Raw genomic sequence first — 14,112 nt, 5'->3', positions numbered from 1 at the left:
GAAGAGACCAACGCCGCCAGCCACAATCTGGCCAAGGAGGTAGCTTCGCTCAACCAGCTTCTCGCGCAGTTCAAGCTCGCCGATACCGCCTATCAGCAGAAGAGCCAGCCCGCTCCGGTTCGCAATGCCGGCGGCAACGACAGATACGTAGCATCCCCCGTACGCGCGCTTGGCCGCAAGATTGCATCCGCATTCTCTGGTAACGCTGCTGTCGATACGTCAAAGGACGACTGGCAGGAGTTTTGATCGGCGATCGGTCAACGACATGAGCATCGGCGGGGGATATCCCCGCCGCCAATCAAGGACTATGCCACGCAATCGGAAATCGTTTGCGTGGCATAGTTTATGCCAGAGGGGCGGTGACGAACATGTCTGGCAATCTTCGCAATACATTATCCTTCACGCAGCGCGTCGCGACTATGGCCGTGGGGATCTTTTTGGGCACGGACTCATTCTCGATGATGTTTCGGATTCAATTGGTGTGATTTCCGAAGTGGAATCAGCGCCATGCGAGCCCAGTTTTGACTTCCGACCTGATCCCGGCCAGTTTGAACGTTGAATCGATGCATGATGCCACCGATGCGATCGTTGTCACTGCGTCCGCCGGGTCAACGGACTCCATATGTCCCCGTTGCGGGACCGTTTCCCGTCGAGTTCATAGCCGTTACCCTCGGGTGATCGGTGATCTGCCGCGTACGGGTCGACGGATCGCATTGCATCTGTCCGTCAGGCGCTTTGTCTATAGTGCTACCAACTGCCATCGAAAGATTTTTGCCGAGCGCTTCGGTGAGGGTGTGACCTCACGCTCCCTAACCAACTTCACTGCCTCAAGCTTGTACTCGCGGCTGAACTCCCTTCGTTGCATTTATGCACTCCAGTTTCATTGGAAGCACCTTAACTTGGTGTCCACGAAACCGGCAGCAGGCCAACACTCACTTTACCGAGTTTATGATCACGGGTATCCGTTGAGTCGGGCAATAGCCCCACCAGCAGTGATGTAAGGGCAATTCCGGAGACAGTGCCGTGGACGTTAATCTCAAAGAAGCTGAGTGGCTGAATAAACCTGTAGTGTGGGAAGCCACCGAGACGGGTCTCTCTTTAACCACCGAAGCAAACACTGACTTCTGGCGTGAAACACATTACGGCTTCACGCGCGACAGTGGCCATTTCCTAGGTGTAATGGTCGTGGATGGTTTCACAGCGAGTGTCCGCGTCCAAGGCGAATTCCGGTCTCTCTACGATCAGGCCGGTCTTATGGTGCGCATTGATGAAAATCGATGGGTGAAGTCAGGCGTTGAGTTTACAGATGGCGAACGGTTTCTCAGCACAGTCATCACCGATGGAAAATCCGACTGGTCAGTGTCCCAGCCCTTCAAGGAACTTGAAGATTTCTATATCCGGATTACATTGAAGGAAGGCACGATGCGTATTCAGGCATCCTCCAATGGGAGCATTTGGCCGTTGCTGCGGCTTGCTCCGTTTCCTAAAGTTTCCCATTATTTCGTTGGGTTGACTGCTTGTACGCCTGAGCGTGGCGGACTGGATGTCCGGTTTTCGGAGTTTTCAGTCGGTGCGGCGATCACTACCGATCTCCACGACCTGTCCAGCTAGCAGCTATACAAGAGAGTTCTTCGTAAATGCCGCCTCGATCTATCGTCCTTGTAACAGGTGCCAGTAAAGGGATACGAGCAGCCACGGCCTCTCGGCGCCAGTGCCGCCTGATCAGACACTACATAAATCAGTCTTGGTCAACCGGTTCGCCCGATTTCGACACGACGGTGGACCCGTACGGTTCTCGCGACGAAATAATCAACGCATCGTTCTGAAGCGGGCGGACAAGATGTTTTGCCTCGTCCCACGGCGCCCGCATCCAGATGTCCGTGTCCTCCTTCGTCAGCAACAGAACCGGCATGGCTTTCTCATGGATCGGTTTCACGAGATCGTTGGGGTCTGTGGTCAGAAAACCATAGAGGTCGTCGATCGTGAGTCCGTCCCGAACCTTCCGGACGCTCTTCCATTGCGGCACATGGATGCCGGCAAAAAACATCAGCGATTTCTCGTCATCGCGGGCAAACCAGGCATTGGGCACATTGCCGCCTTCCTCTCTGCTCGCCGGATCCGGTTCGGCGAAGCTGGTGACTGGGACAAGGCATCTGTGTTCGACGTCGAACCATCGCGTCCAGTGCGGGAAATTGAGCTTACGCACGTTTGTCGTGCCGCGGTCGGCCTCCATGCGGATCAGCTCCTCGAGATCAAATGGCTTGCCCTTGGCCGCGAGCTTCTCGGCCTTGGCTTTGGCCGCTTTCTCCAAGGCGAAGCGAGGGGAAGGTAATCCCCATCGCGCATGCACAAGCTGCTTCTTGCCTTCCGCCGTGTTGCGGACGATCGGCCCCATTTGGTCGGGGTTCATCTGATAGGCTGGCATCAGGTTGATCAGGCTTTCGGCGTCCTGAGCCCATTTGGAGACCCAGTCCTTGTCTTCCATCCGATAAAGGTTGCACATGCTGGAAAGCCCTCCGCTTGAAGCAGATGCCGTGTGTTCACGGCATCGCGCCTACTTCGCTACTGGAGCCTGTAAACGTCGGCATTGTCTTGTCGTTCCCGCAATCCCTTGTAGGAAGCATGGCGTAGCTTGCCGTCCGCCGTCCAGGCCCGAAACTCGATCTCGGCAATCAAAGTCGGCTCGACCCAAACGATGTCTGCCTTTTCGGCATAGGGAACAGGCGGCTGTTTCCGATTCCAGCGCAGCCTGTCGATCATCTTGCGCAGCCTGTTCATCTCGGCTTGCCTGAAGCCCGTCCCGACGTTCCCGACATGAACGAGCTCGTCACCGCGATAGGCAGCAAGCACCAAAGAGCCGAAGCCGTCGGGAGATGCCGTCGATGGCTCGTAGCCAACAACCATAAAGGCTTCGCTCTTAACGCACTTGATCTTGACCCAGTCGCCGGTCCGGCCGGAGCGATAGGGTTGATCCAATTGCTTGCCGACAATGCCCTCGAGACCAAGGCTGCCAACGTGTTCCAGCAGGATCGCGGGATTGGCGTCAATGGTTTCCGAAAGGCGGATCGCGCCGTCGTGCCCCTTCAGCGTATCCTCGAGAAGATGCCGGCGCGAACGGTACTCCGCGTTGCGCAGGTCATGGCCGTCGAGATAAATAAGATCGAACGCGTAGAGGATGGCGTCCGAAGCTCGGTTGCCAGCCGTCTTTCCAGACGCACCCAACGATTTCTGCAGCAGCCCGAAATCCGGCCGCCCTTCATCGTCAAGCACAACCGCCTCGCCATCAATGATCATCGTTGCCGGACCAAGCGCCCGGGCAGCCTGCTCGATCGCCGGAAACCGGTGCGTCCAGTCATGGCCACCACGCGTGAGGATGCGGACCCCTGTCGGCTCGATATGGATAGCCAGGCGATAGCCATCCCATTTCAGCTCCCAGCTCCATTGGTCGCCTTGTGGAGGGTGTGCCTTCAATTGGGCGAGCGCCGGCTCGACGCGATCGGGCATCGGATCAAACAGCAGCTGTGGCTGTGCGGGATTGCGCTTCCGACGCGGCTTTGACCGTAGCGGAGCTTCGGTATCACGAAGGAGCGGCTTTGATCTCGGTGGCTTCGTCATGTAAACGAGTTCAGCACGAAAACCTTAAGAAGATTGTGACGCCGTTCATCTATCCCCGCTATCCACCGTTTTGAACCCGACGGACGCAAGGGCTGCAAAAATTTCTGTTTCCCCTTACCTCCTTGAATCCTATTCGAATCTTCGACTTTGCTAATACTGGGATAATATTCCTCAACCATGTGGTGCTTGACTCTTTTGCATTCCGAGAACAAACAATGAACATATAGCCCGTAAGACATAATGTCGATCCTTTGAACACGACCTTGAAGGGAGCCGTGAACGATGAGTGCTGCCCGTCAGAGGGTGATTTGCGACTTGCGAGACCGCATCGCGTCGATGGAAGGGGTATCCGCGAAGCGGGCCGGAACACTTTCTTTTGGCGTTTCCGAGATCGATGCGGCCTTGCCTGGCGGGGGCCTCGCCTATGGCGCGCTGCACGAGTTTGCAGGCGGTGGCTCCGGTACTGTCGATGGTGCAGCGGCCGCCCTTTGTGTTGCCGGCATTGCCGCAAGAACAAAAGGCCCCGTCATCTGGTGTCTGACGCGGCCGGATCTTTTTTTTCCGGCTCTTGCCCATGTGGGCCTGCATCCCGACCGCGTCATCTTTGTTGAATCCGACAAGGAAGAGGATGTGCTGGCCAATATGGAGGAGGGCCTTTCCTTCGGCGGACTTGGTGCCGTCGTCGGTGAACTTGTTCGCCTGCCTATGGTCAGTTCCCGCCGCCTGCAGCTTGCAGCCGAGCGAACCGGGACCATGGCGCTCGCGGTCCGCCGATGGCGGCGACAGACGGAGGCCAATGACTTTGGGCAGCCGACGGCCTCGACCACGCGATGGCGTGTCAGCGTGATGCCGTCAGAGCAGTTGCCGGTACCGGGGGTGGGCAGGCCGCAATGGTTTCTGGAATTGATGCGCGTGAAAGCGGGTGAGTGTGCTGAGTTTCTCGTGAGGGCGTGCGATGACAAGGGTCGTCTCGATCTATCTTCCGGATCTGCCGACGGATCGCATTCGTCGGGCCGATCCGTCTATTCCGCCTGAACAGCCAATCGCCGTGATCGCGAGAAGCGGTTCGAAGCGATGGGTGTCTGCCGCCGATCCGGCTGCCAGAAAGGCGGGCGTGCATGCCGGCATGGCGGCGGCAAAGGCACAGTCGCTGTTTCGCGGCCTGATGCTGGTTGACGCAGATTCGCAAGCCGATCAAGCCGCGCTCGATCGCATCACGCTCTGGGCGCTGACGATCTATTCGCCGATCGTCGCCGTCGACGGGATTGATGGTATCGTCATGGATACGGAAGGCGCCGATCATCTGCAGGGTGGTGAACTGCCGATGGTGACGAAGATCGCCAACCAGTTTCTTGCCCGAAAACTGACGGCGCGCGTGGCGGTTGCCGACAGCTGGGGTGCTGCCCATGCTTGCGCCCGCGCAATCAATCGCGAAACGATTGTCGTTCCTCCTGGCGAGACGGCCCGTGCCGTCGAAAAACTGCCGATTTCGCTTCTGCGCCTGCCGTCAAAGATCGTCTCTGATCTGCGCATTCTCGGTTTCCAGACAATCGGCGAGCTTGCCAATACCCCGCGGGCCCCGCTGACATTGCGCTTCGGTCCGGAGGTCGGCCGCCGTCTCGACCAGATGCTCTGTCGTGTCGCCGAGCCGATCGAACCGATCCGGACGGCAGAGCTGGTTGAAGTCTCCAAGGCCTTCGCCGAACCGATCGGGGCTGCGGAAACAATCAATAAATATGTTGGCCGTCTGGTCGTCCAACTCGTTGACGAACTCCAGAAGCGCGGGCTTGGCGTTCGCCGTGCCGACCTGATCGTCGAGAAGGTCGATGGCACGAGACAGGCCATCCGCGCCGGAACCGCCAGGCCCGCCCGAGATGTCGCCTGGCTGACAAAACTGTTTCGGGACCGGACGGAAAAGATCGAGCCGGGCTTCGGGATCGAAAAGCTGATCCTGCTCGCCGTGATAGCCGAGCCTCTCGAGGAGGCTCAGAAAGCCTCTGTTCTGGTCGAAGATGACGTCACCGATGTCACGCCGCTGATCGACCTCTATGGAAACCGGGGGCAGAGGGTCTATCGCGTCGCACCGGTCGCCTCCGATGTGCCGGAACGCTCTGTCCAGCGCATCAGCCCTGTCGCCGAACCGATCGCCGTTGCCTGGATCAGCCATTGGCGCCGCCCCGTTCGTCTCTTGCCGAGACCTGAGTTGATCGAGGCGATCGCGCTGATGCCGGACCGGCCGCCAGTCTCCATCGCATGGCGTGGCAAACGCCGCAAGGTCAAATGTGCCGACGGCCCGGAACGCATTTTCGGGGAATGGTGGCAGCACGACGCCGAAATGGACGCCGTGCGCGACTATTTCGTCATCGAGGACGAATCCGGTGAGCGCCTTTGGGTGTTCCGCTCCGGCGACGGTATTGATCCGGATACCGGGTCACACCGCTGGTTCTGCCACGGGATATTCGCATGAGCTATGCCGAGCTCCAGGTCACGACACATTTTTCGTTTCTGCGTGGTGCCTCGTCGGCGCAGGAGTTGTTTGATACTGCAAAACTCCTTGGGATCAGTGCGATCGGCGTCGTCGATCGTAATTMGCTCGCAGGCATCGTCCGCGCCCTTGAAGCATCCCGAGCGACGGGTCTCCGCCTCGTCGTTGGCTGTCGCCTCGACCTCGCCGACGGTATGTCGTTGCTGGTCTATCCGATGGATCGTCCGGCATATTCGCGCCTGACCCGGCTCATCACGCTTGGCAAGTCGCGCGGCGGCAAGAACAACTGCATTCTGCACTGGGACGATGTCATGGCTTACTCGGAAGGCATGATCGGCATTCTGTTGCCGGATCTGCCGGACGCCACATGCGCCGCGCAGCTTCGCAAGTTGGCGCACGTTTTTGGTGATCGAGCCTATGTATCGCTTTGCCTGCGCCGGCGACCCAACGACCAGATGCGGCTCCATGAGATTTCCAACATGGCGGCACGGTTCAGGGTCAAAACCGTCGTCACCAATGACGTGCTGTTTCATGAGCCGGGTCGGCGGCAGTTGCAAGACATCGTTACCTGCATCAGGCACAATACCACGATCGACGATGTCGGCTTCGAGCGCGAGCGTCATGCCGACCGATATCTGAAGCCTCCGGAAGAAATGGCTCGCCTATTTCCGCGCTATCCGGAGGCCCTGGCACGAAGCATGGAGATCGTGCGTCGTTGCAAGTTCTCGCTTGAGGAACTGACCTACCAGTACCCGGAGGAAGCCATTGTGCCGGGCAAGGATGCGCAGGCCTCGCTGGAGCATTATGTCTGGGAATGCGCGCCTGACCGTTATCCGGAAGGCCTGCCACCGGATGTTTTAAAGACCGTTCGGCACGAGCTCGATCTCATCCGCACCATGAAATACGCGCCGTATTTTCTGACGGTGTTTTCGATCGTGCGCTTCGCCAGAAGCCAGGGCATTCTCTGTCAGGGCAGGGGATCGGCGGCCAACAGCGCTGTCTGCTATATTCTCGGCATCACATCGATCGACCCCTCGACCAATGACCTCCTGTTCGAGCGTTTCGTCAGCCAGGAACGCGACGAGCCACCGGATATCGATGTCGACTTCGAGCATGAACGGCGCGAGGAGGTCATCCAATGGATCTACAAGACCTACCGACATGACAAGGCAGCCCTCTGCGCCACCGTTACGCGGTATCGTGCCAAGGGAGCGATCCGCGATGTCGGCAAGGCGCTCGGCCTGCCGGAAGACGTGATCAAGGCGCTGTCATCAGGCATGTGGTCCTGGTCGGAGGAAGTGCCCGACCGAAATATCCGGGAACTCAACCTCAACCCCGACGACCGGCGCTTAGCGCTCACCCTGAAATTGGCGCAGCAGCTGATGGGGGCGCCGCGACATCTTGGCCAGCATCCTGGCGGCTTTGTCCTCACCCATGACCGGCTGGACGATCTCGTACCGATCGAGCCGGCGACGATGAAGGACCGCCAGATCATCGAATGGGACAAGGATGACGTCGAGGCGCTGAAGTTCATGAAGGTAGATGTGCTCGCACTCGGCATGCTCACCTGCATGGCAAAGGCGTTTCATCTCATCCGTGAGGATAAGGGCGAGAATCTCGATCTGTCTACGATCCAGCAGGAGGACGCAGCCACCTACGCAATGATCAGAAAAGCCGATACTCTCGGGACCTTCCAGATCGAAAGCCGCGCCCAGATGGCGATGTTGCCGCGCCTGAAACCCCGCACCTTCTACGATCTCGTCGTGCAGGTGGCGATCGTCCGGCCCGGTCCTATCCAGGGCGACATGGTGCACCCCTATCTTCGCCGCCGCGAAGGCAAGGAGCCGGTCGAATATCCCACACCCGAGCTTGAGGCCGTGCTCGGCAAGACGCTGGGCGTGCCGCTGTTTCAGGAGAGCGCCATGCGCGTCGCCATGGTCTGCGCCGGTTTTACCGGTGGCGAGGCCGACCAGCTGCGCAAGTCGATGGCGACCTTCAAGTTCACCGGCGGGGTCTCCCGCTTCAAGGAAAAACTCGTCTCCGGCATGGTCAAGAACGGTTATTCGGCGGAGTTCGCCGAAAAGACCTTTTCCCAGCTCGAAGGTTTCGGCAGCTACGGTTTTCCGGAAAGTCACGCGGCATCTTTTGCGCTGATCGCCTATGCATCGAACTACATCAAATGCCATTATCCGGATGTCTTTTGCGCGGCGCTTTTGAACAGTCAGCCGATGGGTTTTTATGCTCCAGCCCAGATCGTCGGTGATGCGATCAAGCATGGCGTCGAAGTGCGACCTGTGTGCGTCAACCGCTCGCGCTGGGACTGCACGCTGGAAAAAATCGGCAGCATTGATCGGCATGCTGTCCGGCTCGGATTTCGGCAGGTGAAGGGACTGGCTGTCGCTGACGCAGCGCGGATCGTGACGGCACGAATGAATAGTCCTTTCTTATCCGTCGATGACATGTGGCGCCGGTCCAGCGTGCCGACGGAGGCCCTTGTCCAGCTGGCAGAGGCCGATGCCTTTCTGCCATCGCTCAAACTCGAGAGGCGCGACGCGCTCTGGGCCATCAAGGCGCTGCGTGATGAGCCATTGCCGTTGTTTGCCGCCGCGACTGAGCGGGAGATGGCGGCAATTGCTGAGCAGCAGGAGCCGGAGGTCGCCCTTCGGCAGATGACGGACGGGCACAACGTCATCGAAGATTACAGCCATACGGGCTTGACGCTACGGCAGCATCCGGTTGCGTTCCTGCGCAGGGACCTGTCGGCACGCAACATCATCCCTTGTGCGGAGGCGATGAATGCTCGGGATGGGCGATGGGTTTATACTGCAGGTCTGGTGCTAGTGCGCCAGAAGCCCGGGTCGGCCAAGGGTGTCATGTTCATCACCATCGAGGACGAAACAGGCCCTGCCAACATCGTCGTCTGGCCGTCACTGTTCGAGAAGCGCAGGAGCGTCGTGCTCGGATCCTCGATGATGGCAATCAATGGGCGGATTCAGCGGGAAGGGGAGGTCGTGCATCTTGTCGCGCAGCAACTCTTCGACCTGTCAGCGGACCTTGTCGGTCTGGCTGATCGGGATACCGGGTTCAGGCTGCCGGCGGGGCGGGGCGACGAGTTTGCCCACGGCGGCGGCGGGCCGGATTCGCGTGATCGACAAAAGCCTGTTGTCCCGCGGGACATGTTCACACCCGATCTCCATATCGATACGCTGAAGATAAAAAGTCGGAATTTTCAGTGATTTTTCGCTATCCCGGGAGCCGCGTCGCTTGGCGTCCCTCGAGGGCCCCCGCAGCATTTTTGGGAAAACAGTAGAGTTGGCGTGCAGCCATGGGTGCCACATCAGCGCGATAATTACCGAACGAGGCTGAGCATGTATGGGAGTGGGACGACAGCGCGCTCTACAGCGGCGAATGGTTCGAGATCGCCGAGGCATCCCACGACTACACGTTGGAGATACTGCCGCCGCTCTCGATCAAGGCCGGGATATTCGCCATGCGCGAATTCCCGAACGGTTTGGTCACCAGCATCCTCTTCTCTCTGCCGGTCGACGGGTGCATCCGGCACTTCCGCGGTTATTGCGACCTGGCCGACAAGAGCTCGCCCGAACGCATGCAAAGCGCTGTCATCGAACGCGAATCCAGGCCCTCCCTTGTGATGACGCACGACGAGAAGCTGGAACATATCTGGTCGAGCACCGCCGACGATTATCGCGGTTATGCGGCGTAATCCCTCCGTCGATGGACTTTCGTGAAAGCTCGCGCGACAGGAGGATGCAATCGCATCATTGCGTGCCCGTGCACATCTGCCGGGTGGCTCAGGCCAAACGGGACCACGAGCCGATAGTGACGTCGGCGGTTGTGATGACTGGGCAAGCTGCGGCTTGGACGTTGGATCGGCGCGGCCTGGCGCAGGTCTAGCGTGGTTTCCTCTCAGCTTCGGCATCCGAGGTTTGCCTCTGGCCGTTCCGTCCTTCGGTTTCGTGGCGTCTGAACCGGCGCCCGTTCGGTTCAAGGCCGCTGTCGCGCCGCGGGGCGGCCGGTCATGCCGCTCTCGACAAAGCAGGCACGCGGGCTTCGCAAGGGCTTGTCACCCCTGCTTGACCGCCTGCCTGCTTCGCTCGATCTGGCCTGCCCGGGCCCTGATCCGCCCGGATTGCGCCTGTTCCTTTCGACCGCACCGAAGGACAGAACGGCCAGGGGGCCGACACTTCGGCGAAGCAAAGGAGACCACCATGGCAAAGTCAGCAACCCAATCCCGTCAATCAATCCGCCAATCCGCCCGCGTCGTGCCGCTGCGCAGAGGCGCCACCCTCGAAATGGTCCGCCTTTCATGCCCCGATGAAACACAGGCGCTTCGGATCGCCGAAAGCTTCGGGATCGCCATTGTCGACAGCGATGGCATCCGTGGCATGCACGAGCGCCTGATCGTCGAAACCGCCACCGCACTTTCCGATGGCCTTGGCGACCGGGCGATGCAGATCCATCTGCAGCGCATCGTCGGGGCCTATGTCGGATCGGCCCATGGCGCCGGCCAGTTCTACTCCCGCGCCGTCATTGAGGCGCGGAACGCCACCGCCAAGAGCGCTGCGGATGCCCGCGACGAGGATCTCGACGGTCCGGTCGGCTATGAGAGCGCCGCCCAGCGCAAGCGCGAATTCGCAGCCGACATGGGCATCCAGGCATATGCGCTCAGAATGGCGGCCGTCGGCGCTGTCGCAGCCTATGAGCAGGTGGTGGGCGAAACATGGAAACCCTTCGACCGGCCGGTCGAAAATCCCGGCCAGACGCTCGACCGCAAGGCGGCAGCAGTCCAGCTGTCAGCCTTCGAATAACATCCATCACGGCGGGGCTCCGGCCCCGCCTTTGTTCACGTCGACGAAGGTGTCCTGTTCTCGTCAGCTCGAAGTCACGAGGGCCTGTGCCGGCCACCGGCTCGGATCAACGACGGGACGCGACTTCAATGCGTCGACGGAAGGTCCCAACCTCAACCGCGCCGTTGCTAAGATTCCATCGGCTACCGTGCGGCAGAAAGTGGCCCTGCTGGCGAAGCCCTCGCATTGGCTGCGGATGAAGATCGGGAATCTGTCCATTGCGACCCCGTCCCGCCTTCGGTCTGCCGGGCCGAGGGTCTCGCGCAAGGGCTTCGCCCTCCTTCACGTTGTTACGGCGCGTTCCGCGTGCGCTCATCCCTGATCTCCCCGGCTTTTGACCGACGTGACGGGGTCGCGATGGTCGCGACCTCCGAAAACGGAGGTTCAAGGGTATGAAAAGAAAAGGGCAGGGCGCGCGCGCCGATCTCTATGCGCGGATCACCGACAGGATCGTTGCGGATCTGGAAAAAGGCGTCCGTCCGTGGATGAAGCCCTGGTCGGCCGCAAACACGACCGGACGGATCACCCGGCCGCTGCGCCACAACGGCGAAGCCTATAGCGGTCTCAACGTGCTGCTGTTGTGGTCGGAGAGCACAGCGACGGGCTATGTCTCGCCGACATGGATGACGTTCAAACAGGCCTTGCAGCTGGATGGAGCTGTTCGCAAGGGCGAGACCGGAACGACGGTCATCTATGCAAGCCGCTTCACCAAGTCGGAGACCGACAGCAATGGCGGCGAGGTGGAGCGCGATATTCCGTTCCTTAAATCGTACACGGTGTTCAACGTGGCGCAGATCGACGGCCTGCCTGACCACTATCATAGCGTACCCGAACCGCTCCTGAGCCCGATCGAGCGCATCGGTCACGCCGACGAGTTCTTCCGCAATACCGGCGCAGTCATTCGGCACGGCGGCAACCAGGCATACTATTCTCCGGCCATGGACTATATCCAGATGCCACCGTTCGAAGCCTTCCGCGATGCCGCCGGGTATGCGGCAGTCCTCAGCCATGAGGCGACCCACTGGACGGCGGCAGAACATCGCGTGGGACGCGACCTGTCGCGCTATGCCAAGGACCGGACGGAGCGAGCGCGGGAAGAACTCATTGCCGAACTTGGCAGTTGCTTCCTCTGCGCTGACCTCGGTATCGCGCCGGAACTTGAGCCGCGGCCGGATCACGCGTCCTATCTGCAGTCATGGCTCTCGGTGCTGGCCAACGACAAACGGGCAATTTTCCAGGCGGCCGCGCATGCGCAGCGGGCGGTCAATTATCTCCACGGTCTTCAGCCAAGGGCGGATGCCTGCGCGACGAGGGAGGCAGTGTAATAGCGCCCCTCTCTTTTTAGAGCGTCCTTTGGTACTGCTCCCAAAATCTGAATCCGGGCAGCGCGGATTGACCGTTCGGGAGGAAAGCGAAGGCGATCTTGTTCCGTGCGGGCGCGAGCCAGTTTTGCTGCGACCGGCCCTCATGCGTTGCGCATCAGCAACAGGTCATGTTTGCGGATACGAGCAAGCATGGGCGACATGTGCCCGATTGAAAACCGGAGCCGCCAAGGAGAAGGAAAGGTCGGCGACGCTCACCGGACTTGTCGCATTGGCCCGGCAATGCCCAAACGATCGATGTGGCCATTGCTGCCATCCATTCGGGCATAGGAAGTGGGCGCGGCCAACGCGGCCTCGATTTGACATGTCTGATCGAAGAGCGGCTGCGCCTCGATCGTTCTCCCGCAACGGCATCGCCCCCTTTCTTCCCCTGCGACCTGCGTTCGCATTCCTCGCGGTCCAAGAAAGCCGTCTCCCGCCGCCCTCCATTGCATTCCGGTCCCTTAAGGATGCGGTCCGATCGTCCCCGATCAACTCGACAGTCATCGAGGACGCGGTGGTCGCGGCCCGATCAAACCGAAAGGATCACGACAATGGCAATCATCGGCGAATTCACCACCAACGGCAACACCATCCTCGGCCACGTACGCACTCTGACGGTCTCCATGAAGGCCCGCCTGAACCCGATCGAACGCACATCCCGCGACGCTCCCGACTTCCGGATCATGTCCGGAGCGGCCGAAGTCGGCGCCGCCTGGAGCCAGGTTTCCGGCGACGGAGAGCCCTACATCTCGGTCAAGCTCGACGATCCGAGCTTTCCGGCCCCGATCAATGCGGCACTTTGGCCGACCGAGAGGGAAGGCGACTATACGTTGGTTTGGAACCGCCCGAAGCGCGACGCCTGATCAAAGACGAAGCCCTGCCGGAAACGGCGGGCCTTTTCCCTTGTTCAAACCAAGAAGGAACCGGGCATCTAGCCCGCTTCTTCTTCTGGTCGCGATACGAAGAGGCGGGGTCTGCTCAGAGTGACCAATCGTGCCGCGAGCAAATGCCGGCCTCAAGGACTTCGCGTGGCCCCCCGATTTTGCTTCCGCTCCGGTTCCCTGCGCTTCAACAAAACCGGCACCCCACTCGCCGCCTCTGGCGGTCGCCGACACGATCCCTGACCCCGTCATTTCCTCACGCCCCGCGGCGTCATCTTTCTCAAACGTCAAGGAGATGACGATGCTACTGGAACAACATATCGAAGAACTGCGCGCCGAGATGAACCATTGCCACTCAGACGAGCGTCGCCAGATTGCCGCGGAGCTGGAACTGGCTCTGGCCGAACTGGCCGTTATCATGGCCGAGCAGGACGGTTCCGTTGAGGCCGTGCCGCCCTTCTGAGGGTGGCATACACCCGCAATGCTGCCACCACCGTCCGATTGCCATCGAGATCGAGATCAGCTTAAGCGTGATGGCAAGCAGCGCCGATGACGCTGCGCCGTCTGCCTTTGGCGGCTCCCCCCTGATGACCCCGCTTACCGCGGTGTGGCTCACTTGTTCAGCACATCTTTCAGCGCTTTGGCAGGCTGAAACGTAAGCTTCTTCGCAGCGGCAACCTTGATGGTGGCGCCGGTTGCCGGATTGCGAGCCTCACGCTCCGGGGTATCCTTGATCTTGAACTTGCCGAATCCCGGGATAGATGTTTCCGCTCCGGACGTGGCTGCCGTCATGATCGACGCGAAGACGGTTTCGACGATCGATTTCGCCTGGGCTTTGGTCAGGTTCTGTTCGGATGCGATCTTTTCGACGATTTCATTGGTTGTGGTCATGACGGTTT

The 14,112-nt window shown here is 60.0% G+C and carries 11 protein-coding genes and 3 pseudogenes; 11 read left to right on the top strand and 3 right to left on the bottom strand.

Going from position 1 to position 14,112, the window contains the following annotated elements:
- The 3 genes and pseudogenes from AC1DCP_RS25735 to AC1DCP_RS25725 form a co-directional block, all read left to right on the top strand.
- Positions 1-246, top strand: a pseudogene (locus AC1DCP_RS25735) (methyl-accepting chemotaxis protein); the annotation flags it as partial.
- 317 nt (positions 247-563) lie between these two features.
- Positions 564-683, top strand: a pseudogene (locus tag AC1DCP_RS25730) (hypothetical protein); the annotation flags it as partial.
- Between the two features lie 340 nt (positions 684-1,023).
- Entirely contained in the window at positions 1,024-1,611 is a 588-nt protein-coding gene (locus tag AC1DCP_RS25725; protein WP_065687550.1) for a DUF1349 domain-containing protein, read from the top strand.
- Positions 1,612-1,738: 127 nt separating this feature from the next.
- Here the strand turns inward: AC1DCP_RS25725 and AC1DCP_RS25720 are convergent, their stop codons facing one another.
- Both AC1DCP_RS25720 and ligD read right to left on the bottom strand, forming a co-directional pair.
- Positions 1,739-2,503 (bottom strand): SOS response-associated peptidase family protein, encoded by a 765-nt coding sequence (locus AC1DCP_RS25720; RefSeq protein WP_035201002.1) that lies wholly within the window; start codon positions 2,501-2,503, stop codon positions 1,739-1,741.
- A gap of 59 nt (positions 2,504-2,562) precedes the next feature.
- The gene (gene ligD / locus AC1DCP_RS25715; RefSeq protein ID WP_174069270.1) at positions 2,563-3,615 is read right to left on the bottom strand and encodes a non-homologous end-joining DNA ligase; all 1,053 of its coding nucleotides are present in this window, start codon (positions 3,613-3,615) and stop codon (positions 2,563-2,565) included.
- Between the two features lie 282 nt (positions 3,616-3,897).
- On the opposite strand from ligD, the gene AC1DCP_RS25710 reads away from it, so the two are divergent.
- The 8 genes and pseudogenes from AC1DCP_RS25710 (at position 3,898) to AC1DCP_RS25675 (ending at position 13,676) form a co-directional block, all read left to right on the top strand.
- Entirely contained in the window at positions 3,898-4,650 is a 753-nt protein-coding gene (locus AC1DCP_RS25710; protein WP_476774822.1) for an ImuA family protein, read from the top strand.
- Positions 4,571-6,082, top strand: a complete 1,512-nt coding sequence (locus tag AC1DCP_RS25705) for a Y-family DNA polymerase (protein ID WP_476774821.1) — start codon at positions 4,571-4,573, stop codon at positions 6,080-6,082. Before AC1DCP_RS25710 ends, AC1DCP_RS25705 begins: the two co-directional genes overlap by 80 nt.
- Positions 6,079-9,336, top strand: coding sequence for an error-prone DNA polymerase (locus AC1DCP_RS25700; RefSeq protein WP_476774820.1), 3,258 nt, complete (start codon positions 6,079-6,081; stop codon positions 9,334-9,336). Before AC1DCP_RS25705 ends, AC1DCP_RS25700 begins: the two co-directional genes overlap by 4 nt.
- Before the next feature lie 137 nt (positions 9,337-9,473).
- A pseudogene (locus AC1DCP_RS25695) lies at positions 9,474-9,818 on the top strand (DUF1419 domain-containing protein); the annotation flags it as partial.
- Positions 9,819-10,329: 511 nt separating this feature from the next.
- On the top strand, positions 10,330-10,929 hold the full coding sequence (locus AC1DCP_RS25690) for a hypothetical protein (protein ID WP_065704110.1): 600 nt from the start codon (positions 10,330-10,332) through the stop codon (positions 10,927-10,929).
- Positions 10,930-11,360: 431 nt separating this feature from the next.
- Positions 11,361-12,293 carry an ArdC family protein gene (locus tag AC1DCP_RS25685; RefSeq protein ID WP_476774819.1) on the top strand — a complete coding sequence of 311 codons (933 nt, stop codon included), beginning with the start codon at positions 11,361-11,363 and terminating at the stop codon, positions 12,291-12,293.
- 590 nt (positions 12,294-12,883) lie between these two features.
- Entirely contained in the window at positions 12,884-13,195 is a 312-nt protein-coding gene (locus AC1DCP_RS25680) for a DUF736 domain-containing protein (RefSeq protein ID WP_003517402.1), read from the top strand.
- 319 nt (positions 13,196-13,514) lie between these two features.
- A complete protein-coding gene (locus AC1DCP_RS25675; protein ID WP_476774818.1) occupies positions 13,515-13,676 on the top strand; it encodes a hypothetical protein in 162 nt (53 codons plus the stop codon).
- Positions 13,677-13,825: 149 nt separating this feature from the next.
- Here the strand turns inward: AC1DCP_RS25675 and AC1DCP_RS25670 are convergent, their stop codons facing one another.
- Positions 13,826-14,104 carry an HU family DNA-binding protein gene (locus AC1DCP_RS25670; RefSeq protein ID WP_476774817.1) on the bottom strand — a complete coding sequence of 93 codons (279 nt, stop codon included), beginning with the start codon at positions 14,102-14,104 and terminating at the stop codon, positions 13,826-13,828.
- Between the last annotated feature and the right edge of the window lie 8 nt (positions 14,105-14,112).

The organism is Agrobacterium sp. 10T429 (assembly GCF_056393925.1).
Note: the sequence above shows the minus strand (reverse complement) of the source record. Positions and strands in the feature narration are given on the sequence as shown.

Excerpts from the sequence above, each read along its gene's own strand:
- AC1DCP_RS25670 (WP_476774817.1), bottom strand. The coding sequence starts at position 14,104 with ATGACCACAACCAATGAAATCGTCGAAAAGATCGCATCCGAACAGAAC.
- ligD (WP_174069270.1), bottom strand. The coding sequence starts at position 3,615 with ATGACGAAGCCACCGAGATCAAAGCCGCTCCTTCGTGATACCGAAGCT.
- AC1DCP_RS25720 (WP_035201002.1), bottom strand. The coding sequence starts at position 2,503 with ATGTGCAACCTTTATCGGATGGAAGACAAGGACTGGGTCTCCAAATGG.
- AC1DCP_RS25685 (WP_476774819.1), top strand. The coding sequence starts at position 11,361 with ATGAAAAGAAAAGGGCAGGGCGCGCGCGCCGATCTCTATGCGCGGATC.
- AC1DCP_RS25690 (WP_065704110.1), top strand. The coding sequence starts at position 10,330 with ATGGCAAAGTCAGCAACCCAATCCCGTCAATCAATCCGCCAATCCGCC.
- AC1DCP_RS25710 (WP_476774822.1), top strand. The coding sequence starts at position 3,898 with ATGAGTGCTGCCCGTCAGAGGGTGATTTGCGACTTGCGAGACCGCATC.
- AC1DCP_RS25675 (WP_476774818.1), top strand. The coding sequence starts at position 13,515 with ATGCTACTGGAACAACATATCGAAGAACTGCGCGCCGAGATGAACCAT.
- AC1DCP_RS25680 (WP_003517402.1), top strand. The coding sequence starts at position 12,884 with ATGGCAATCATCGGCGAATTCACCACCAACGGCAACACCATCCTCGGC.
- AC1DCP_RS25705 (WP_476774821.1), top strand. The coding sequence starts at position 4,571 with ATGACAAGGGTCGTCTCGATCTATCTTCCGGATCTGCCGACGGATCGC.